At 72.4% G+C, this 20,858-nt stretch carries 23 protein-coding genes; 20 read left to right on the top strand and 3 right to left on the bottom strand.

The window, feature by feature from the left end; translation table 11 throughout:
- Positions 1 to 99 precede the first annotated feature (99 nt).
- Complete coding sequence (locus tag ABD327_RS24650) at positions 100 to 420, top strand: hypothetical protein (RefSeq protein WP_344453117.1); 321 nt, start codon at positions 100 to 102, stop codon at positions 418 to 420.
- A gap of 66 nt (positions 421 to 486) precedes the next feature.
- Positions 487 to 1,326, top strand: a complete 840-nt coding sequence (locus tag ABD327_RS24645; RefSeq protein ID WP_344453115.1) for an oxygenase MpaB family protein — start codon at positions 487 to 489, stop codon at positions 1,324 to 1,326.
- A gap of 73 nt (positions 1,327 to 1,399) precedes the next feature.
- Here ABD327_RS24645 and ABD327_RS24640 read toward each other — a convergent pair whose 3' ends face one another.
- On the bottom strand, positions 1,400 to 3,211 hold the full coding sequence (locus ABD327_RS24640) for a glycoside hydrolase family 15 protein (protein ID WP_344453113.1): 1,812 nt from the start codon (positions 3,209 to 3,211) through the stop codon (positions 1,400 to 1,402).
- Between the two features lie 141 nt (positions 3,212 to 3,352).
- Between ABD327_RS24640 and priA the strand changes: the two genes are divergently transcribed.
- The 4 genes from priA to ABD327_RS24620 all read left to right on the top strand — a co-directional run bounded on the left by priA (position 3,353) and on the right by ABD327_RS24620 (position 6,140).
- Positions 3,353 to 4,072, top strand: a complete 720-nt coding sequence (gene priA, locus ABD327_RS24635; RefSeq protein ID WP_344453111.1) for a bifunctional 1-(5-phosphoribosyl)-5-((5-phosphoribosylamino)methylideneamino)imidazole-4-carboxamide isomerase/phosphoribosylanthranilate isomerase PriA — start codon at positions 3,353 to 3,355, stop codon at positions 4,070 to 4,072.
- Positions 4,069 to 4,461: a RidA family protein gene (locus ABD327_RS24630; RefSeq protein ID WP_344453109.1), complete on the top strand. Its 393-nt coding sequence runs from the start codon at positions 4,069 to 4,071 to the stop codon at positions 4,459 to 4,461. The genes priA and ABD327_RS24630 overlap by 4 nt, the downstream gene beginning before the upstream one ends.
- A complete protein-coding gene (hisF, locus tag ABD327_RS24625) occupies positions 4,458 to 5,219 on the top strand; it encodes an imidazole glycerol phosphate synthase subunit HisF (RefSeq protein WP_344453106.1) in 762 nt (253 codons plus the stop codon). The genes ABD327_RS24630 and hisF overlap by 4 nt, the downstream gene beginning before the upstream one ends.
- Before the next feature lie 78 nt (positions 5,220 to 5,297).
- On the top strand, positions 5,298 to 6,140 hold the full coding sequence (locus tag ABD327_RS24620; protein WP_344453103.1) for an ATP-grasp domain-containing protein: 843 nt from the start codon (positions 5,298 to 5,300) through the stop codon (positions 6,138 to 6,140).
- 19 nt (positions 6,141 to 6,159) lie between these two features.
- On the opposite strand, the gene ABD327_RS24615 is transcribed toward ABD327_RS24620, so the two are convergent.
- Together ABD327_RS24615 and ABD327_RS24610 are read right to left on the bottom strand one after the other, a co-directional pair.
- The gene (locus tag ABD327_RS24615) at positions 6,160 to 6,489 is read right to left on the bottom strand and encodes a hypothetical protein (protein WP_344453100.1); all 330 of its coding nucleotides are present in this window, start codon (positions 6,487 to 6,489) and stop codon (positions 6,160 to 6,162) included.
- Positions 6,490 to 6,603: 114 nt separating this feature from the next.
- Positions 6,604 to 7,665 (bottom strand): hypothetical protein, encoded by a 1,062-nt coding sequence (locus ABD327_RS24610; protein WP_344453097.1) that lies wholly within the window; start codon positions 7,663 to 7,665, stop codon positions 6,604 to 6,606.
- A gap of 297 nt (positions 7,666 to 7,962) precedes the next feature.
- Between ABD327_RS24610 and ABD327_RS24605 the strand changes: the two genes are divergently transcribed.
- The 14 genes from ABD327_RS24605 to ABD327_RS37505 form a co-directional block, all read left to right on the top strand.
- The gene (locus ABD327_RS24605) at positions 7,963 to 10,062 is read left to right on the top strand and encodes an ABC transporter ATP-binding protein (protein WP_344453095.1); all 2,100 of its coding nucleotides are present in this window, start codon (positions 7,963 to 7,965) and stop codon (positions 10,060 to 10,062) included.
- Complete coding sequence (locus tag ABD327_RS24600; protein WP_344453093.1) at positions 10,059 to 11,876, top strand: ABC transporter ATP-binding protein; 1,818 nt, start codon at positions 10,059 to 10,061, stop codon at positions 11,874 to 11,876. Before ABD327_RS24605 ends, ABD327_RS24600 begins: the two co-directional genes overlap by 4 nt.
- Before the next feature lie 370 nt (positions 11,877 to 12,246).
- Positions 12,247 to 12,453 carry a cold-shock protein gene (locus ABD327_RS24595; RefSeq protein WP_106398542.1) on the top strand — a complete coding sequence of 69 codons (207 nt, stop codon included), beginning with the start codon at positions 12,247 to 12,249 and terminating at the stop codon, positions 12,451 to 12,453.
- A 118-nt stretch (positions 12,454 to 12,571) separates the two neighbouring features.
- Positions 12,572 to 12,973, top strand: a complete 402-nt coding sequence (gene hisI / locus ABD327_RS24590; protein ID WP_425547202.1) for a phosphoribosyl-AMP cyclohydrolase — start codon at positions 12,572 to 12,574, stop codon at positions 12,971 to 12,973.
- On the top strand, positions 12,970 to 13,587 hold the full coding sequence (locus tag ABD327_RS24585; protein WP_344453088.1) for a Trp biosynthesis-associated membrane protein: 618 nt from the start codon (positions 12,970 to 12,972) through the stop codon (positions 13,585 to 13,587). The genes hisI and ABD327_RS24585 overlap by 4 nt, the downstream gene beginning before the upstream one ends.
- 136 nt (positions 13,588 to 13,723) lie before the next feature.
- A complete protein-coding gene (locus ABD327_RS24580) occupies positions 13,724 to 14,275 on the top strand; it encodes a winged helix-turn-helix domain-containing protein (protein ID WP_344453086.1) in 552 nt (183 codons plus the stop codon).
- Positions 14,276 to 14,435: 160 nt separating this feature from the next.
- Positions 14,436 to 14,855 carry a DUF2752 domain-containing protein gene (locus ABD327_RS24575; protein ID WP_344453543.1) on the top strand — a complete coding sequence of 140 codons (420 nt, stop codon included), beginning with the start codon at positions 14,436 to 14,438 and terminating at the stop codon, positions 14,853 to 14,855.
- Between the two features lie 79 nt (positions 14,856 to 14,934).
- A complete protein-coding gene (gene trpC, locus ABD327_RS24570; protein ID WP_344453084.1) occupies positions 14,935 to 15,741 on the top strand; it encodes an indole-3-glycerol phosphate synthase TrpC in 807 nt (268 codons plus the stop codon).
- A gap of 100 nt (positions 15,742 to 15,841) precedes the next feature.
- Positions 15,842 to 17,056, top strand: a complete 1,215-nt coding sequence (gene trpB / locus ABD327_RS24565) for a tryptophan synthase subunit beta (protein ID WP_344453082.1) — start codon at positions 15,842 to 15,844, stop codon at positions 17,054 to 17,056.
- Positions 17,053 to 17,850, top strand: a complete 798-nt coding sequence (trpA, locus tag ABD327_RS24560; protein ID WP_344453080.1) for a tryptophan synthase subunit alpha — start codon at positions 17,053 to 17,055, stop codon at positions 17,848 to 17,850. The genes trpB and trpA overlap by 4 nt, the downstream gene beginning before the upstream one ends.
- 153 nt (positions 17,851 to 18,003) lie before the next feature.
- The gene (locus ABD327_RS24555) at positions 18,004 to 18,537 is read left to right on the top strand and encodes a DoxX family protein (RefSeq protein ID WP_344453078.1); all 534 of its coding nucleotides are present in this window, start codon (positions 18,004 to 18,006) and stop codon (positions 18,535 to 18,537) included.
- Between the two features lie 29 nt (positions 18,538 to 18,566).
- Entirely contained in the window at positions 18,567 to 19,313 is a 747-nt protein-coding gene (locus tag ABD327_RS24550; RefSeq protein ID WP_344453076.1) for a DsbA family protein, read from the top strand.
- Between the two features lie 101 nt (positions 19,314 to 19,414).
- Entirely contained in the window at positions 19,415 to 20,710 is a 1,296-nt protein-coding gene (lgt, locus tag ABD327_RS24545) for a prolipoprotein diacylglyceryl transferase (protein ID WP_344453074.1), read from the top strand.
- Positions 20,707 to 20,858: VIT1/CCC1 transporter family protein (locus ABD327_RS37505; RefSeq protein WP_425547207.1), on the top strand; the 152-nt coding region annotated here is incomplete at its 3' end. The genes lgt and ABD327_RS37505, both read left to right, overlap by 4 nt.

The raw sequence follows: 20,858 nt of genomic DNA, 5'->3' as shown, positions 1-20,858 counted from the left end.
CCCTTCGTCGTCTCCGGCCCTCCGGAGCGGTGCCCTCCTGGTCAGTGAGAAGCCCCTGCCCGGGTGGCCGCGGTCCTCGCGACACCCGATACTCGGACGGTGAGCAGAGAACGGGCGCGGCGGAGGGCCGAGCGGGAGGCCGAGGCGGCGCGGCTGGCCGAGGAGCGGCGGGTCAGGGCGGAGCGCGAGTCGCGCCGCCGCGAGCGGTGGCGGCGGATCTGCGGGCGGCTGCCGAGGACGGCGCCGGGCGGCGCCGCGCGCGGGAGGCGCAGGCGGGCCTCGGCCGTCGCGGTGTTGTTCCTGGCGGTCCAGGGGGCGGCCTGGCTGCTCGGCCTCGCGTCCATGGCCCGTTTCGGGCTGCTGGTCGTCTCGCTGCTGGTCTTCCCGATCGGAGCCTTCCTCGCGTTCGACCGGCGCTGAGACAGCCTTTTATCTTTGTCTCACTCCTGCTACTTTGTAAGCAGACGCTTGCTTGGTGGAGGTGCCATGATCGCGCCGGGTTCACTGCTGTGGAAGTACGCCGGGGACTTCAGATCTCTGACCCCCGGGGCCAGTGCGGGGCTGATGCAACTGATGTATCCGCCGTTGGGCACGGCGGTCGCCGAGCACTCGGATTTCTTCTCCGACCCGTTCGGGCGCATCTACCGGTCGGTGCCGCAGATCTGGGCGAGCATCTTCGAACCGGACGCCGAGGCGCGGGCCCGGGGGATCCGGGACCTGCACTCCGGGATCAAGGGCGTGGAGCGGGGGCGGCGCTACCACGCGCTGGACCCCGAGACGTTCTGGTGGGCGCACGCCACCTTCACCTGGGAGATCTTCCGGTCGGTGGAGCTGTTCCACCCCGAGACCCTCACCGCCGGCCAGGAGGAGGAGCTCTACGCCGAGACGGTCGAATGGTACGAGCGGTACGGGATGAGCATGAAGCCCGTCCCCGGCGACTACAACGCCTTCCGCGCGAAGTTCCACCGGATCTGCGCGGAGGAGCTGGCCCCCAACCCCGCCGCGGACCGGGCGCTGGACATCGCCCTGCACGGACGGGGCGTCTCGGTGCTGCCGAACGCGCCCGCGCTGATCGGCAGGGCCGCGTCGATGCTGGCCGAGCCGGGCGCCCGGTCGGACGCCCTCGGCTGCCTGCCGGAGATCGTCCGCGAGCGCTTCGGCATCCCGTGGAGCCCCCTGGACCAGATCGTGTTCTCGGCCCGCCGCCAAGCGGTCCTGCGGAGCTGGGAGGTCGTCCCCGACCGGGTCAACCGGGCGGCGCTGCAGGCCCTGCTGCGCTACGTGGGCAGCGCGACCCGGGAGCAGCGCTACCGGCCCGCGGCCTGAGGCCGCCTGAAAGGGACGCCGCGGACGGACGGAAGGCGTCGCGCGCCGCCGCCCCCATCCGTCCGCGACGGGTCTAGGAACGATCCAGCGCGCGGTCCAGGTTGACCGCCGAGCTGATCAGCGCCAGGTGGGTGAAGGCCTGGGGGAAGTTGCCGAGGGCCTCGCCGGAAGGGCCGATCTCCTCGGCGTACAGGCCGACGTGGTTGGCGTAGGTCAGCATCTTCTCGAAGACCATGCGCGACTCCTTCACCCGTCCGGCCTGGGTGAGGGCGTCCACGTACCAGAAGCTGCAGAGGTTGAACGTGCCCTCCTCGCCGTCCAGCCCGTCGTGGCCGGTGTTGGCGTAGCGGTGGACCAGGCTGTCGGAGACCAGTTCGGTGCCGATCCGGTCGAGCGTCATGAGGAAGCGCGGGTCGGTCGGGCCGCTGAACTTCACCATCGGCATGCACAGCACCGAGGCGTCCAGCAGCTTGCTGCCCGGGTGCATGACGTAGGCGCCCAGCTCGGAGTCCCAGCACTCCTGCTGGACGAACCGGTAGGCGCGGGCGGCCAGGCGCTGCCACTTGTTGACCGGGGCGGGCAGGCCGCGGTCGCGGGCCAGGCGTCCGGCGCGCTCGAAGGCCGTCCAGGTCATCAGGGCCGAGTAGGTGAAGCGCTGCCGGCCGCCGCGCACCTCCCAGATGCCCTCGTCGGGCTCCTCCCAGTGGTCGGCGAGCCAGTCCAGCCGCTTGGACAGGCCCTGCCACAGGTCGTAGGAGATCGGCACCTCGCGGTTGTAGAGGTAGACCGCGTCCATGAGCTCGCCGTACACGTCCAGCTGGCGCTGCCCGGCGGCGCCGTTGCCGATCCGCACCGGCCGCGAGCCCCGGTAGCCCTCCAGATGGTCCAGGGTGTGCTCGGGAAGCTTGTCACTGCCGTCCACCGAGTACATGATCATGATGTCGTGTTCCAGCGTCGCCTCCTCGCAGCGGTGCTGGATCCACTCCATGAACGCCGAGGCCTCCTCCAGGAAGCCCAGCGTCATCAGGGAGTAGATGGTGAACGCCGAGTCGCGCAGCCAGGTGTAGCGGTAGTCCCAGTTGCGCACCCCGCCGATGCCCTCGGGCAGCGAGGTGGTCGGGGCGGCCACCAGCGCGCCGGTGGGGTGGTAGACGAGCAGCTTGAGCGCCAGCGCCGAGCGGTGCACCATCTCCCGCCACCGGCCCCGGTAGCGGGACTGGCCGATCCAGTTCTGCCAGTACTCCTGGGTGCGCAGGAACAGCTGGTCGGCCTCGCCCGCCACCAGCGGGTGGACCTGGCCGCCCCACTCCAGCACGACGTCGACGGTCTCGCCCTCGTCCAGGGTGAACGAGGCGTACACGCCGTCCTCGTCCCGCCGGAGCGGCACGCTGGAGCGCAGGACGAACCGCCCGGCCGAGGAGGTGAAGACCGCGCCGACCCCCTCGACGATCTCGACCTCGTGCGGAGTCCTCCCGTAGTCGAACGCCGGGTAGCACGCCAGCTCGAAGGTGGCCCGGCCGCGCACGGCCCGCGCCTGGCGGACCAGCAGGTCGCGGGGCAGGGCCGAGGCGCTGGTCTCCGGGACCATGAAGTCGATGACCTCGCCGACCGCCTCGGCGGTCAGGAACCGGGTCATCAGGATGTTGGTGTCGGGCAGGTAGAGCTGCTTGGGGCGGCTGCCCGTCCGGCAGGACAGCGAGAAGAAGCCGCCCTTCCTGGCGTCCAGCAGCGAGGCGAACAGGGACGGGGCGTCGAACCTGCCGGGGCAGAACCAGTCGATGGTCCCGTCGGTGCCGACGAGTGCGACGGTGCGCAGATCGCCGACGATCGCGTGTTCTTCGATGGGGAGGTAACGGCCGTACTGGACCGATCCATGTCGAGGCACACCTCTGATGGTCCGCGCTGATGTATCCGCTGGATTTCCGAAGTGTTAACAATGTGATCCGGATCACGACCGGAGAGTAACCGCAGGTGCGGGCATGAGGCGTTTCCGCCGGTCAGGGCCCGGCCGGTAGGGTGGTGGGTCATGACCCTGACGCTGCTTCCCGCCGTTGACGTCGCCGATGGCCAGGCCGTGCGCCTGGTGCAGGGCGAGGCCGGCACCGAGACCTCCTACGGCGACCCCCTCGAGGCCGCGCTGGCCTGGCAGAGCGCCGGCGCGGAGTGGATCCACCTCGTCGACCTGGACGCCGCCTTCGGCCGCGGCTCCAACCGCGAACTGCTGCGCGAGGTGACCGGCCGCCTGGACGTCAAGGTCGAGCTGTCCGGCGGCATCCGCGACGACGCGTCGCTGCGAGCCGCCCTGGACACCGGCTGCGCCCGGGTGAACATCGGCACCGCCGCGCTGGAGAACCCCGAGTGGTGCCGCAAGATCATCTCTGAGTTCGGCGACCGCATCGCCGTCGGCCTCGACGTGCGCGGCACGACCCTGGCCGCCCGCGGCTGGACGCAGGAGGGCGGCGACCTCTGGGAGGTGCTGGAGCGCCTGGAGAAGGACGGCTGCCCCCGCTACGTCGTCACCGACGTCACCAAGGACGGCACCCTGCGCGGCCCGAACGTCGAGCTGCTGCGCGAGGTGTGCCGCCGCACCGACAAGCCGGTCGTCGCCTCCGGCGGCGTCTCCTCCCTGGAGGACCTGCGGACGCTGGCCGCGCTGGTGGACGAGGGCGTCGAGGGCGCGATCGTCGGCAAGGCCCTCTACGCGCAGGCCTTCACCCTCCAAGAGGCCCTGGAGGCCGTTCGATGATCGAACGGATCTCGTCGGGCGGCCCGTGGGAGGAGGCGTTCGGCTACTCCCGCGCCGTACTGGCCGGGGACATGGCCTTCGTCTCCGGCTGCACCTCCGTGGTCGACGGCGAGGTCGTCCACGTCGGCGACGCCTACGAACAGGCCCGCACCGCCTTCCAAGTGGCGCTGTGGTCCCTGGAGCGCCTGGGCCTGTCGCCCAAGGACGTGGTGCGCACGCGCATGTACGTGACGGGCGCCGAGCACGTCGAGGCCGTGGGACGCGCCCACGGCTCGCTGTTCGGCGACGTCAGGCCCGCCTCCAGCCTGCTGCTGGTGGCCGGGCTCATCGACCCGCGCATGCTGGTCGAGGTCGAGGTCGACGCCTACGCGGGAGAAGTGATCGCATGACCGTCGCCATCCGAGTGATCCCCTGCCTGGACGTCGACGAGGGCCGCGTCGTCAAGGGCGTCAACTTCCAGAACCTGCGCGACGCGGGCGACCCGGTGGAGCTGGCCCGCCGCTACGACGCCGAGGGCGCGGACGAGCTGACGTTCCTGGACATCACCGCATCGTCCGGGGACAGGTCCACCACCTACGACATGGTCCGGCGCACCGCCGAGCAGGTGTTCATCCCGCTGACGGTGGGCGGCGGCATCCGGACGGTCGAGGACGTCGACAGGCTGCTGCGCGCGGGGGCCGACAAGGTGTCGGTCAACACCGCGGCGATCGCCCGTCCGGAGTTCCTGCGCGAGGCCGCGCACAGGTACGGGTCGCAGTGCATCGTGCTGTCGGTGGACGCCCGGCGCGGCGGGGACACCCCGTCCGGCTTCGAGGTGACCACCCACGGCGGCCGCAAGGGCACCGGCATCGACGCGGTCGAGTGGTCGCGCCGGGCCGAGGAGCTCGGGGTGGGGGAGATCCTGCTCAACTCCATGGACGCCGACGGCACCAAGAGCGGGTTCGACCTGGAGATGCTGGCCCGGGTCCGCGAGGTGGTCGGCGTGCCGGTGATCGCCAGCGGCGGCGCGGGCGCGCTGGAGCACTTCGCCCCGGCCGTCGCGGCCGGTGCCGACGCGGTGCTGGCCGCCTCGGTCTTCCACTTCGGCGAGTTGAAGATCTCCGAGGTCAAGGACGCGATCAGGGTCTCGGGGCACCCGGTGCGCTGAGGACGGTCCCCGGCGGCCCGCGCCGCCGGGGACCGCCCGGTTCGTTATACGAAAAACCGGGATCTACCCTGTCTTTTCGTGAGAATCGCGATTGCCACCTTCGCCGGCCTGCCCGACGGGGACGAAGACTTCCCGGTGCTGCGGGAGGCGCTGGCCGTGCACGGGCACACCGCCGAACCGGTGGTCTGGGACTCCGGCGCGGACTGGACGGCGTTCGACCTCGTGGTCGTCCGCAACACCTGGGACTACATCCTCCGCCTGGAGGAGTTCCTGGCCTGGGCCGACGGGACCGGAAACCTCGCCAACCGGGCCGACGTCCTGCGCTGGAACACCGACAAGCGGTACCTGCGGGACCTGGCCGCGGCCGGCGTCCCGGTCGTCCCCACGCTGTGGGACCCCGACGAGCTGCCCGGATGGCCGGAGTACGTGATCAAACCGGCGGTGTCGGCGGGCTCGCGGGACACCGCCCGCTGGTCGGCCGGCGAGTCGGCGCCGGCCCGCGCCCACCTGGACCGGCTGCGCGCCGAGGGCCGCACCGTCATGGTCCAGCCCTACCTCGACGCCGTGGACAGCGCGGGCGAGACCGCGCTGGTGTTCTTCGACGGGGAGTTCAGCCACGCCGTGCGCAAGGCGCCGATCCTCGCCCCCGGCAGCGGGGTCCAGGAGATCATCACCGCCGAGAAGGACGAACGGGAGCAGATCGTGCCCCGGGACCCCTCGCCCGCCGAGCTGGCGCTCGCCCGGGACGTGCTGGCCGCGGCCCCTCCGGACCTGCTGTACGCCAGGGTCGACCTGCTCCCCGGCCCCGACGGCTCGCCCGTCCTGCTGGAACTGGAGCTGAGCGAGCCGTCGCTGTTCCTGGGCCGGGCCCCCGGCTCGGCCGGACGGCTGGCCGCCGCGATCGCCCGCCGGCTCTCCTGAACCGGCGGGCCCCGGCCGGCTAGTTGGCCGAGATCACGACGATGACCTGCTCCTGGGTGATGGACTGGACCCGGACGTTGAACTCCCCGGAGGCCTCCTCGCCTTCCAGCGGGACGGTGATCTGCTGGCCGCCGATCTTCAGGGTGGCGGCGGTGTCGGTGGCGGAGACGAACTCGGCGTTGACGCCGAGGACCTCGGCCTTGGCGTTGACGCCGCGGTCGAAGGTCACGGTGCACTTGCCCTCGACCACGTTGCAGTCGGTGTTCTCGCTGCTGCACGCCGAGGTGGTGGCCAGGGCCAGCGCCAGCAGGGGGGTGGCGAGGAGAAGACGGGTCTTCGAGGAGATCATGGGAGCAGTGTAGGCGCGGGGAGAGAACCCGGACATCGCCCTGCGGGACCACTTCGGGCCTGCCCCGGGGAGGAGGGATCGCCTTCCGGCCGACACCTGACGACGATTTTCGGGTCAGGGCTCCGTCCGGTCCACCGCGACCGAGACCACACCGGGCTCCTCCGCGGCGCACACGGCCAGCCTGCGCAGCCGCAGCCGGTTGTCCTCGGTGGGCGGCGCGGTGGCGGCGCCGATCCGGCGGGCGTCGTCCTCGCAGTCCCACAGCGCCTCGGTGGCGTAGGCCTCGGCGGTGTGCGGGGCGGTGCGCAGCAGCGCGGTGAGCAGCCTCGGCCGCAGATAGGCGTACTCGGTGGCCGCCCAGGCCTCCTTCAGCAGCGGGACGGCGGCTCCCGCGCGCAGCCGCCCCAGGCCCTCCACCGGGCTGGCGGCGCCGCCCCAGCTCTTGGCGGACAGGGCCTCCCGCAGGTCCTCCAGCAGGATCGGCACGTCCCGGGCGGTGCCGTGCCTGGCGAGGATGTCGATGCCGACCTCGGAGCAGCCGGGCACGCCCCCCGCCCAGGCCCTGGCCCGGGGCAGGGCCTCGGCGCCGTACTCGCGCAGCGCCCGGCAGATGACGCCGCGCCAGCGGCTGGGGCGCTCGGGCAGGAACTCCTCGGCCAGGTCGAGCAGCGCGGGGCTGCGGCGGCGGCCCAGTTCCAGGATGGCCTCGACGGAGGCGTCGGAGCGCTGGTGGACCAGCGCGGCGAGCTCGCCGTCCGATCCGGTGGGGCGGTGCTGCTCCCGGGGGTGCGGGGGAGGACTGGACCGGCGCTTCCGGACCGCGTCGGCGATCACGGAGTGCTCGGAGGCCCACTGCTGGATGACGGGATTGCCGGGATCGTCGACGAGCCAGTGCAGGTCGTCCTCGTCGCAGCGGGCGGCGGCGACCGAACCCAGGCCGTGCACGAGCGCCGGGTCGCCCAGGGAGACCAGGGCGTCCAGCGCCTCGAACCAGTTCGCGCCCTCCTCGGCGTAGTGGCGCAGGGGGGTCGCGGCCTCGCGCCTGCTCAACCGGACGAGGTCGGTCAGGGTGTCGATGGCCAGAGAGACGCGCCAGTCGTCGGCGTCCGTCTCGTCCTCCGGGTCGAACAGGTGTTCCGCGACCGGATGGACCGGCAGCTCGAGATCGACGACCAAACGGGCGTAATAGAGACTGCGCGACTCTATCTGGCGGTCCCAGCGTGGATCCCTGCGTATGCAGTCATAGACGAACTCGCCTGAGCCCGGGATCTCGGCGGCCCGGCGCGCGGCTCGGCCGAGGCCTCGTTGAAGCTGTCCATGCAGCGTGGTGACGGGGTGAATCACGTTGGCATCCACCCAGCCAGCATGCGCAGGCGAGGACTGCGGGGGCAAGTGCCTTTTGGTACGGGAATAACTGTCGGCCGCCGGTGGTAGGCATGGGGGCCGAACGTTGTTAACACTGGGAGATTTTTCGTGCCGGAACGGGTGGACCCCCAAATCCTTCGAGCGGGGCTGCGCGTGCTCGGCGTGGCCGTCCGCGCGGAGCCCTTCGTCTTCGCCCTCTCGGTGCTGGCCAGCGCCCTGTACGGGGGCACGACGGTGGCCAGCGCCTGGGTGCTGGGCCGGGTGACCCAGCAGGTGATCATCCCGGCGTTCGAGGAGGGCAGGACCACCGCGGGCGCCCTGGCCGCGGCGGCCGCCGCGATCGTCGGGGTGTCGGTGCTCAAGGCGCTGGGCGTGGCCGGAAGGCGGTTCTGGGCCGGCCTCATGCAGTACCGGATGCAGGCCGCCTACCGGCGTGAGGTGACCCGCCGGTACCTGCGGCTGCCGCTGGCCTGGCACCAGCGCCACCCCACCGGCCAGCTGCTGTCCAACGCCAGCTCCGACGTCGAGGCGGTGTGGGCGCCGCTGGCGCCGCTGCCGATGGCCGTCGGAGTGGTCTTCATGCTGGTGGCGGCGGCCGGGGCGATCCTGGTGATCGATCTTCCGCTGGCGCTGATCGGCTTCCTGATCTTCCCGACGATCGCCCTGCTCAACCTGGTCTACCAGCGGAGGCTGGGGCCCAGGGCGGCCCTGGCCCAGCAGCTGCGGGCCCGGGTCAGCGAGGTCGCCCACGAGAGCTTCGAGGGCGGCCTGGTGGTCAAGACCCTCGGCCGGGAGGACGCCGAGACCGAGAGGTTCCAGACGCAGGTCCACCGGCTGCGCGACGCCAACATCGAGGTCGGGCGCGTCCGCGGGCTGTTCGACCCGGTGATGGAGACGCTGCCCCGGCTGGGCGTCCTGGCGGTGCTGCTGCTCGGCGCGGTCCGGCTGGACGCCGGGGCCATCGACTCCGGCGAGCTGGTGCAGGTCTGCTACCTGTTCACCCTGCTGTCCTGGCCGATCAGGGCGCTGGGCTGGGTGCTGGCCGAGCTTCCGCGCAGCGTCGTCGGCTGGGAGCGGGTCCGCGCGGTCCTGGACGCCGAGGGCTCGCTGTCCTACGGCACCGCGGAGCTCGCCTCCACCGGGGCGGCCGAGCTCCAGGTCAAGGACGTGCGGTACGGCCACGCCGCGGCCGACGGGGCCGAGGGCGGCGGCCCGGTGCTGGACGGGGTGGACTTCTCCGTCGCCCCCGGCCGCACCGTCGCGATCGTCGGGTCCACCGGCTCCGGCAAGTCGACCCTGGCGTCGCTCCTCGTCCGGCTGATCGACCCCGACGAGGGCGCCGTCCTGATCGACGGGTCGGACGCCCGGGACCTCGCCCCCGGCCAGGTGGCGGGGACGGTCTCCCTCGTCCCGCAGGAGACGTTCCTGTTCGACGACACGGTCCGCGGCAACCTGCTGCTCGGCAGGGACCTGCCCGACGAGGAGCTCCGGCGGGCGCTGGAGCTGGCGCAGGCCGACGGATTCGTCTCCGAGCTCCCCGACGGGCTCGACACCGTGATCGGGGAGCGCGGGGCCACCCTCTCGGGCGGTCAGCGCCAGCGCCTGGCCCTGGCCCGCGCCCTGGCCCGCCGCCCCCGCCTGCTGGTCCTGGACGACGCCACCTCCAGCGTCGACCCCCGGGTGGAGGCCCGCATCCTCCACGGCCTGCGCGACACCCGCGCCAGCGTCGTGGTGATCGCCTACCGCAAGGCCACCATCGCCCTGGCCGACGAGGTCGTCCACCTCGAGCACGGCCGCGTCGCGGACCGGGGCCCCCACACCGAGCTCCTGAGCCGCTCGGCCGGCTACCGCGACCTCGTCAACGCCTACGAGCAGGCGGAGCAGGACGCACTGGAGCAGGACGCCTTGATCGAGCAGGACGCGCTGGACGAGCGGGTCGCGTCGGCAGAACAGGACGCCTTGATCGGGCGGGACGCACCGGCCGGGCGAGACACCTCGGCCGGGCGGGCGGAGAACGGGGAGCGGGCGGCCGGCGCGGTGCCCGCCGGACGGGCGGAGGCCCGCCCCGACGGGCCGACGGAACCGGAGGAGCGCGCGGAACGCGCGGACCTGCTGGAGGCCGGCTCGGCCGGTTTCCCGCGGCCCCCGGGGACGGCGGAGATCGTGGAGTCCGGGGCAGGAGAGCGCGACGAGGACGTGACGGCATGACGATGTTGAACGAGTCGGCACTGCACGAGGGCGCGCTGGCCACGGCGCGGCGCGGGCTGCGGATGACCCCGGAGTTCCGGCGGGGGCTGGTGCTCACGCTGGTGCTGGCGGTGGTGGCCACGGCGGGCCGGGTGGTCATCCCGGTCGCCGTGCAGCAGACGATCGACCACGGGCTGCCCTCGGGCGGGAGCGGGCCCGACATGGGCTACATCCGCGGGGCGGTGGGGATCTGCGCGGTGGCGGTCCTGTTCACGGCGGTGGCCGCCTACCTGATGAACGTGCGGCTGTACCGCAGCACCGAGTCCGGCCTGGCGTCGCTGAGGGTGAAGGCGTTCCGGCACGTGCACGACCTGTCGATGCTCACCCAGAGCGGGGAGCGGCGCGGGGCGCTGGTCTCCCGGGTGACCGGCGACGTCGACCAGATCAGCCAGTTCATGCAGTGGGGCGGGCTGATGCTGCTGGTCTCCACCGCCGAGGTGCTGGTGGTGACCGGGCTGATGGCCGTCTACTCCTGGCAGCTGACCCTGCTGGTGTGGGCCTCGTTCATCCCGCTGGTGCTGGGGCTGCGCCACTTCCAGAAGCGGATCTCCCGGGCGTACATGGTGGTCCGCGAGCGGATGGGCGACCTGCTGTCGGTGGTCGGCGAGGCCGTGGTCGGCGCCGCGGTGATCAAGGCGTACGCGGCCGAGGCCAGGACCTCCGAACGGGTGGACCGGGCGGTCGAGCGGGGAAGGCGGGCGCAGACCAGGGCCCAGGCGCTGGTCGCGATGACGTTCCCGCTGAGCGAGGTCGTCGCGGCCCTGGCCACCGCGGCCGTGGTCGTCTGCGGGGTGCTGCTGGGCGTGGGCGGGGAGCTCACCGCCGGCGAGCTGGTGGCGTTCATGTTCCTGGTCACCCTGTTCGTGAGCCCGATGCAGACCGCCACCGAGATCCTCAACGAGGCGCAGAACGCGATCGCGGGCTGGCGGCGGGTGCTCGGGGTGCTGGACACCGAGCCCGACGTCGCCGACCCCGGCGAGGCGGGCCGGACGCTGGAGCGCGGACCCGTCTCCGTCTCCTTCGAGGGCGTCGGCTTCGCCTACCCGTCGGGCCCTCCGGTGCTGCACGGGGTGGACGTGGACATCGCGCCCCGCACCCGCGTCGCGGTGGTGGGGGAGACGGGCTCGGGCAAGACGACCTTCGCCAAGCTGCTCACCCGGCTGATGGACCCGGCCTCGGGCGCCGTCCGGATCAACGGGGTGCCGCTGCGCGAGATCAGGTTCTCCTCGCTGCGGGAGCGCGTGGTCATCGTCCCGCAGGACGGCTTCCTCTTCGACGCCACCCTGGCGGAGAACATCCGCTACGGGCGTCCGGGGGCCTCCGACGAGGAGCTGGTGGCGGCGCTCGGCGAGCTCGGCCTGGGGGACTGGCTGGAGGGCCTGCCGCGGGGCCTGGCCACCCCGGTCGGCCAGCGCGGCGAGTCGCTGTCGGCGGGGGAGCGCCAGCTGGTCGCGCTGGCCCGCGCCTACCTGGCCGACCCGGACCTGCTGGTGCTGGACGAGGCGACGTCCGCGGTCGACCCGGCCACCGAGGTCAGGCTGCAGCGCGCGCTCGACGGTGCGACCCGGGGGCGGACGGCCGTCTCGATCGCGCACCGGCTGTCCACGGCGCGGGCGGCGGACGAGGTGCTGGTGTTCGACCGGGGCCGGATCGTGCAGCGGGGCCCGCACGCGGAGCTCGTCGCGGTGCCGGGCGTGTACGCCGACCTGTACGCCTCCTGGGTGGCGCAGCGGGGGCACGACGCCGTCCCGAGCGCATCGGTGATGCGGAGCTGAGGCCGTCCCGTGAGCACGGCGTGATCAGGGTTGTGTCATGAAAGGGGAAGTACCGTTGATTCGCCTAGTATTCGCGTGAATACGGTGCGGATTCGCGGTCCTGCGGCCGACGGTCGTGATCAGTGCGAAATCCCTTACCGAGCAGGGGTTTCCCCTCTCGCGGATCTTGGTTCGGCGGTGCTATTGTCCCCTCAGCGGTTGCAGTCGTGGTCCGTGGAAGTGCCTGCCGGTGGTATGCGCGCCCGTGCGGATAGATGACAGCGGGCGTTTTGGCTTTCCCGGGGACGGTACCCGGGGGCGAGGGCTCCCCGCGCAGACCGCGGTGGGGCCACGAGGTGTGGCGCCGTGTTTTGCCGCAAGGAGAAAGACCATGCCCCAGCAGGGCACCGTGAAGTGGTTCAACGCCGAGAAGGGCTACGGCTTCATCGCCGTGGACGGCGGGGGACCCGACGTCTTCGTCCACTACTCGGCCATCCAGTCCTCCGGCTACCGCAGCCTGGACGAAGCTCAGCGCGTCGAGTTCGAGGTGACCCAGGGCACCCGGGGACCGCAGGCCGACCAGGTCCGCCCCCTGTAGTACCCCCTCAGCGCCGGTACATCGAGGAGAGCCCGTCCCGCCACCGCGGGGCGGGCTCTTGACGTCGCCGAACGGCTCGCCGCGGCCCGTTGGCGGCCACCACCGGGGAGGCGGCACAATGGAGGGCATGTCAGCGCAAGGGCCCGCGGCCCCGAACTCCACAGCACTCGACCCGAAGATCGCCGCCCGGCTGAAGCGGACCGACGACGGCCTCGTCCCGGCGATCGTCCAGCAGCACGACACCCACGAGGTGCTCATGATGGGCTGGATGGACGACGAGGCGCTGCACCGCACCCTCACCACGGGACGCTGCACCTTCTGGTCGCGCAGCCGCGAGGAGTACTGGGTCAAGGGCGAGACCTCCGGGCACGCCCAGTGGGTGAAGTCCGCCGCCCTCGACTGCGACGGCGACGTCGTGCTGGTGAAGGTCGACCAGGTCGGCGCGGCCTGCCACACCGGCGACCGCACCTGCTGGGACGCCGACGACCTCGGGGCCGTCGTGGGGAACCGCCCGGAATGACGGAGTCCACGCGGGAGGCCGGCACGGGTTCCGCCTCCCGCGGCCGGGAGGCGCTCCTGGCCGCGCTCGTCTGCGCGGCGGGGGCGATCCTGGCCGTCTACGCCTCGGGCCGCACCTGGGCGGCGGTCGACCCCGCCGCCCAAGGCGCCGAGGACCTCCAGGTGACGGGAGAGGCCCTCACCGGCACCGGCGCCCTGGGCTGGGCCGCCCTCGCCGCCCTGGCCGCCCTGGCCGCCACCAGGGGCCGTGCGCGGATCGCGGTCGGCGCCGTCCTCACCCTGCTGGGCGCGGCGATCTGCGCGCTCTCCCTGACCGCCGCCGACCCCGCGTCGGTGGCGGACGCGGCGGCCGAGGCCTCCGCCCTCTTCAACCCCGGGGACGCGCACTCCACCACCACGACGGCCTGGCCCGCGCTCTCGGCCGCGGGCGGGGTGCTCATCGCCCTGGCGGGAGTGCTCACCGCGGTCCGGGGCGGTCGCTGGCCCGGCATGTCGGCCCGCTACGACCGCAGGCCGCAGCAGGCCGGGCGGACGGCGTCCGACGACCCCACGGCCCTGTGGAAATCGCTGGACCGCGGCGAGGACCCCACCGCCGCCGACCCCGAGGAGCACTGAGATCGGCACCCCCGAGTCCGGCGGCACCGTCCTCGTCTTCGAACACGACCCCGACGTCGCCGCCCTCCAGCAGCTCTACCTGGCCCGCGAGGGCTACCACGTCGTCATCGAGCACGACCGCTCCCGGGCGCTCCCCGTGATCGCCGAGATCCGGCCCGACGTCATCGTCCTGGACCTCTCGGAGCTCCCCCCGCCCATGACCCCCACGGAGCTGCACCGCCGCGTCACCGACGCGGCCAAGCCCGTTCCGGTCATCTGCGTCGTGCCGCCGGGCCCCACCGCGGCCGCCCCGCCGGGCCGGGCCTTCGCCAGGGACCGCACCGTCCCCCGCCCCTTCGGCCCCCGCACCCTCCTCACCGCCATCGCCGAGGCGCTGCGCGCCCGCGCCGACGACACCGCCGCCGACGTCCTCCACGCCGGGGACCTCATCCTCGACCCCCGGACCCGCACCGTCCGCACGGGCGACGCGCCCACCCCCCTCACCGCCACCGAGTTCGACCTCCTCGCCCACCTCCTCCGCCACCCCGGCCGCGTCTTCACCCGCGAACAGCTCCTGGCCTCCTCCTGGCCCTCGGGGGCCAACGCCGGAGTCCGCACCGTGGACGTGCACATAGCCCAGCTGAGAGCGAAACTGGGCCCCGCCAGCCCCATCCGCACCGTCCGGGGCGTCGGCTACGTGGCCGGTTGATCGGCGCTCCTTCGTCGCGGGGCGATTCGGGCCCTCGGTCGCCCGAATCGCGGTGGTGGCCGTTTTCCCGGAGGAGTCTCGGGTTCCGTGGGACTCCTCGGGGGTTCCGTGGAAGTCCTCCGGGGTTTTCTCGGGCGCGGTGGGTAGCTTTGGGGACGTGATGGAGGCTGTGGGAGGACGGAGCCGGTGGCGGGCGCTGGCGGCGCCCCTGGGGGTGCTGGCGGCGGGCGTGGCCGGGGTGGCGGTCGTGGGGCTCGTCAGCCCGTATGAGGCCGGGCACTACCCGGTCTGCCCCTTCCTGGGGATCACGGGGTGGTACTGCCCGGGGTGCGGGGGGCTGCGGATGACGTACGACCTGGCGCACGGGCGGATCGCGCAGGCGTTCTCGCGGAACGCGCTGGTGTTCGTGATGGTGCCCGTGGCGGCCTACCTGTGGGGTCTGTGGACGGTGGCCTCATGGCGGGGGACGGCGGTGCGGACCAGGTTGGGAAGCCGGGTGGCGATCGTTGCGCTGACCGGGTCGATCTTGGTTTTCTGGGTGCTCAGGAATCTGCCGTTCGGACGGGCGCTGGCACCGTAGAGTGTGGGGCTCGTGCTCGCCCGGAGCGTCGGGCGGCTACCATCGGGTACGGACAGGGCACCGTGATGAGGGGACAACCGTGAGCGTTCTCGACGAGATCATCGACGGAGTACTCGCGGATCTCGAAGAACGGCAGAAGGCCGTTTCGCTGGAGGACCTCAAGCAGCGGGCCGCCGCGGCCGCGCCGCCGCGGGACGCGCTCCGGGCGCTGGGAGGCGACGGGGTCTCGGTCATCGCAGAGGTCAAGCGCAGCAGCCCCTCCAAGGGCGCGCTCGCCGCGATCGCCGACCCGGCCGCGCTCGCCCGCGACTACGAGGCCGGCGGCGCGAAGGTCATCAGCGTGCTGACCGAGCGGCGCCGCTTCGGCGGCAGCCTGGAGGACCTCGCGGCCGTCCGGGCGAACGTCGACATCTGCGTCCTGCGCAAGGACTTCATCGTCACCGCCTACCAGCTGTGGGAGGCCCGCGCCCACGGCGCCGACCTCGCGCTGCTCATCGTGGCGGCGCTCGAGCAGGAGGCGCTGGTCTCGCTGATCGAGCGCGCCGAGTCGATCGGGCTGACCCCGCTGGTCGAGGTGCACACCGAGGACGAGGTGGCGCGGGCCGTCGACGCCGGGGCCAAGGTCATCGGCGTCAACGCGCGCAACCTCAAGACCCTCGAGGTCGACCGCGGCACCTTCGCCCGGCTGGCCCCGCTGATCCCCGACGAGGTGATCAAGATCGCCGAGTCCGGGGTAAGAGGTCCGCACGACCTCCTGGCCTACGCCACCGCCGGCGCGGACGCCGTACTGGTCGGGGAGAGCCTCGTCACCGGCAGGGACCCGCGCACCGCGGTCGCCGACCTGGTGGCGGCGGGCACGCACCCGGCGCTCCGTCAGGGCAAATAAGCTCGGGGCATGACCTCCACCGGGCGCGCACCGCGCGAACGATGGCGCAGGGGTCGGCGTCCCAGCTGAACATCCCCTACACCATCGACAGGAAGACCCCATGACCATCGAAAGTTCCCTGCCGGACGCGGCGGGGCGGTTCGGACGTTTCGGCGGCCGGTTCGCGCCCGAGGCCCTGATGGCCGCGCTCGACCAGCTCGAGACCGAGTACGAGAAGGCCAAGCACGACCCGGAGTTCCAGGCCGAGTTCCAGGACCTGCTGACGAACTACGCGGGCCGTCCGAGCCTGCTGACCGAGGCGAAGCGCTTCTCCGAGCACGCCGGCGGGGCCCGGATCCTGCTCAAGCGCGAGGACCTCAACCACACCGGCTCGCACAAGATCAACAATGTGCTGGGCCAGGCGCTGATGACCAGGCGCATGGGCAAGACCCGGGTCATCGCCGAGACCGGCGCCGGCCAGCACGGCGTGGCCACCGCGACCGCCGCCGCCCTGATGGGCCTGGAGTGCACCGTCTACATGGGCGAGGTCGACACCGAGCGCCAGGCGCTGAACGTCGCGCGCATGCGGATGCTCGGCGCCGAGGTGATCCCGGTCAAGAACGGCAGCCGCACCCTCAAGGACGCCGTCAACGAGGCGTTCCGCGACTGGGTGTCGACCGTCGAGAACACCCACTACGTCATCGGCACCGTGATGGGCCCGCACCCGTTCCCGATGATGGTCCGCGACTTCGTCCGCGTCATGGGCGTCGAGGCCCGGCGGCAGGCGCTCGACCTGCTCGGCCGCCTCCCCGACGCGGTCGTCGCGTGCGTCGGCGGCGGCTCCAACGCCATCGGCATCTTCCACGAGTTCATCCCCGACGAGGGCGTGCGGCTGTACGGCTTCGAGGCGGCGGGCGAGGGCGTCGAGACCGAGAAGCACGCCGCGACCATCACCAAGGGCTCCGTCGGCGTCATCCACGGCATGCGCACCTACCTCCTGCAGGACGAGGAGGGCCAGACCGTGGAGTCCCACTCGATCTCCGCGGGCCTGGACTACCCGGGCGTCGGCCCCGAGCACTCGTGGCTGAACGACACCGGCCGCGCGACCTACCGGGCGATCACCGACGCCGAGGCCATGGAGGCCTTCGCGCTGCTGTGCCGCACCGAGGGCATCATCCCGGCGATCGAGTCCTCGCACGCCCTCGCCGGGGCGCTCAAGGTCGGCCGCGAGCTCGGCCCGGACGCCGCCATCGTCGTCAGCCTCTCGGGCCGAGGCGACAAGGACATGCACACCGCGGCCGCCTACTTCGGCCTGATGCCGGAGGAGGGCAAGTGAGCGTCTCGATCGCCTTCGAGAAGGCCAAGGCGGAGAACCGCGCCGCGCTGGTGGGCTACCTGCCGGCCGGCTTCCCCTCGGTCGACGGCGCCGTCGAGGCCGCCAGGGCCATGGTCGACGGCGGCTGCGACGTCATCGAGATCGGCCTGCCCTACACCGACCCGCTGATGGACGGCCCGACCATCCAGGACGCCGTGCACCGCGCCCTGACCGGCGGGGCCCGGCTCGCGGACGTGTTCCGCACCGTCGAGGCCGTCGCCGCCACCGGCGCGCCGACGCTGGTCATGACGTACTGGAACCCGGTCGACCGGTACGGCGTCGAGCGGTTCGCCACCGAGCTGAAGAGCGCGGGCGGCGCCGGCCTGATCACCCCGGACCTCACGCCCGAGGAGGGCGGGGAGTGGCTCGAGGTCGCCGACTCCCTCGACCTCGACAAGGTCTTCCTGGTGGCGCTGAGCTCCACCGAGGAGCGCATCGAGAAGATCGCCTCGGTCTGCCGCGGCTTCGTCTACGCCGCCTCCCTGATGGGCGTGACCGGCGCGCGCACCGCCATCGACACCGGCGCGTCCGGGCTGGTCGAACGCACCCGCAGGCACACCGACCTGCCCGTCGGGCTGGGTCTGGGCGTCGGCAACGGCGCGCAGGCCGCCGAGGTCGCGGGCTTCGCCGACGGCGTCATCGTCGGCTCGGCCTTCATCAAGCGGCTCCTGGACGCCCCGTCGCAGCCGGCCGGGCTCAAGGCCGTGCACGAGCTGGCCGCCGAGCTGGCCGAAGGCGTGCGTTCCGGCAGGTGAGCACGAGCGCGAGACGCCGGTGCCCGGTGGATTCCGGGCACCGGCGTCTTTGCCGCTATCCTCGACGCTCAGTGCCCGAGGCGTCACCGAAGGTGGCTGACGGTGGACTTACGCGCGATGGCCTAGCCTGCTCCGGGCGAAGACGAGAATTGGGTGAGGACCGTGGTGGTCGAAGCGCACGAGACGTCTGAGAACGAAGAGCGGGACGAGCCGGGACGGCTGGTCGCCCGGCCCTGGACGCAGTGGGCGACTCTCGTCGCCCGCCTCGTGCTGGCCGGGGTGCTGTTCTGGGCGGGCTGGGTGAAGTTCCGCGAGCCCCCCGCGCTGCAGCGCCAGGCCGTCGAGGCCTACGAGCTGCTGCCCGACGGGCTGGCCGGCGCGGTCGGCTACGGTCTGCCGGTTCTGGAGATGGTGCTGGCGCTGCTGCTGGTGGTGGGCTTCGCGACCAGGTTCAGCGCGGTGATCTCGGCCCTGCTGATGGCCGTCTTCATCGCGGGCATAGCCTCGGTCTGGGCCCGCGGGCTGAGCATCGACTGCGGCTGCTTCGGAGGAGGCGGCGCGGTCGCCGCAGGGGAGACGAAGTACCCGCAGGAGATCCTGCGGGACCTCGGCTACCTGGCTCTGGCGCTCTGGATCGCGGTGTTCCCCCCGGGGCGGCCGGCGTTGGACCGCCGCCTGGGGCTGTAGACGAGTGAACGGGTTCGAAGGGGGAACCGATGGGCAAGGCCACGCGGGACAGGTCCGCGCGGGAGAAGCTGGCCGAGCAGCGCAGGATCGAGGCCCAGCGGGAGAAGCGCAAGCGCCTGATCGCCACGGTGGGCGGCGCGCTGGCGCTGATCCTGGTCGCGGTCGGCCTGGTCGTCTACGTCAACTCCACCAAGGACCAGAGCGAGGACTACGCCGGAGCGCTCGCTCCCGTCACGCGTGAGGCCGACGGCTCGATCGTCATGGCGCAGGCGGGTGTGACCACTCCGGTCCTGGAGATCTACGAGGACTTCCAGTGCCCCGCGTGCAAGAACCTCGAGGACACCAGCGGCGACACGATCAAGCGCCTGGCCGCCGAGGGCAAGGTGAAGGTCGTCTTCCGGCCGTTCCGGCTGTTCGGCCAGGACCCGCTGAAGTCCAACTCCGAGCGGGCCGCCAACGCCGCGCTGTGCGCCCCCGCGGACAAGTGGGTGCCCTTCCACGACAAGATCTTCGCCAACCAGCCCCGTGAGGGCAGCGTCGGCTTCGAGAACGACGACCTGGTCGCCTGGGGCGGCGACGCCGGGATCACCGGCGCCGAGTTCGAGAACTGCGTGAAGCAGGGCGAGAAGAACACCCAGGTGGCCGCGATGACCGAGTACGCGTTGAAGACCGCGAAGGTCGAGTCCACCCCGACCGTCAAGCTGGACGGCGAAGTCATCACCGACGCGGCCTTCTCCCCGGGCGACCTGGAGAAGGCGGTCGCCTCGGCGAAGTAGGACCTGCGGTACCCGCGACGGGCCGGTCACCCCGACAGGGTGATCGGCTCGTTGTATTCGATGACCCGAGAAGGGGCGGGAAAGCGGTAACGTCATCGCTCATGCACCTCGCCTCGATTCCCAGCCCTTCACAAGGGGTCTGGCATCTCGGCCCCTTCCCGCTGCGTGCCTACGCGCTGATGATCATCATCGGCGTCGTCATCGCGGTCTGGCTGGGGGAGAAGCGCTGGACCGCCAAGGGCGGAAGCCCCGGGACCGTCGTCGACGTCGCCGTGTGGGCGGTGCCGTTCGGCCTGGTCGGCGGCCGCCTCTACCACGTGGTCACCGACTACCAGATGTACTTCGGCGAAGGCCGCGACCCGCTCGACGCCTTCAAGGTGTGGAACGGCGGTCTCGGCATCTGGGGGGCCGTCGCGTTCGGCGCCCTCGGCGCCTGGATCGGCTGCCGCAAGCTGAACGTGCGCCTGGCTCCGTTCGCCGACGCCGTCGCCCCCGGCATCGCGCTGGCCCAGGCCATCGGCCGCTGGGGCAACTGGTGGAACCAGGAGCTGTACGGCAAGCCGACGGACCTGCCGTGGGCGGTGGAGATCGACTACGCGCACCGGCCGAAGGACGCCTACGGCGCGGTGCTGCCGCAGTACGAGACGGTCGGCACCTATCACCCGACGTTCCTGTACGAGTCGCTGTGGTGCCTGGCCCTGGCGATCGTCGTCATCTGGGCCGGCGGCCGCTTCAACCTCAACCACGGCCGCTCGTTCGCGCTGTACGTCGCCGGCTACACCCTGGGCCGCGGCTGGATCGAGGCGCTGCGGATCGACCCCGCGCACGAGTTCCTGGGCCTGCGCCTCAACGACTACACGGCGCTGGTGGTCTTCCTCGGCGCCGTGGCCTACCTCTACCTCAACCGGGGCAAGGCCAGGGTGCCCGAGCCGCTGACCCTCAGGCCCGAGACCGACGAGACCGACGCGGTCGTCGAGCCGGACGGCGAGGCCGGGGCGGACCCGGCCAAGGGCTCTGAGGAGACCGAGGAGACGTCCCCGGCGCCCGCACCCGAGTCCGACGCGAAGCCGGAGCCCGCCGAGACCGACGCGGCGGCCGAGGACGAGCCGGCCACGGAGCCGGAGGGCACCGAACCGGAGCAGGCCGAACCCGAGCACGTCGAACCCGAGCACGTCGAACCCGGGTCCGAGACGGCGGAGGAGGCCCCCGCCGCCGAGGAGGCTCCCGAGCCTGCTTCTGAACCCGAGCCCGTGCCCGCTTCCGAGCCCGCTCCCGTGCCCGTCGCCGAGACGCAGGACGTGCCCGCCGAGGAGTCCGGTGCCGAGGACGTGCCCGGTCCCGCCGAGCCGAAGGACGGCGACGGACCCGCGGTGAAGACCGCCAAGGGCGAGGCATGAGCTCTCCCGAAAGGGGAGCGGGCAGGAGCAGGCCGCCCGAGCGCCACCACCACCGGGACGTGCAGGGCGGCTGGCTGCGCCCCGCCGTGTTCGGGGCGATGGACGGCCTGGTCTCCAACTTCGCGCTGATCGCCGGCCTGGCCGGCGG

Source organism: Actinocorallia aurantiaca, assembly GCF_039533685.1.
GTDB lineage: Bacteria > Actinomycetota > Actinomycetes > Streptosporangiales > Streptosporangiaceae > Actinocorallia > Actinocorallia aurantiaca.
The sequence above is the reverse complement of the archived record's forward strand: the minus strand, read 5'-3'. Positions and strand labels throughout refer to the sequence as shown.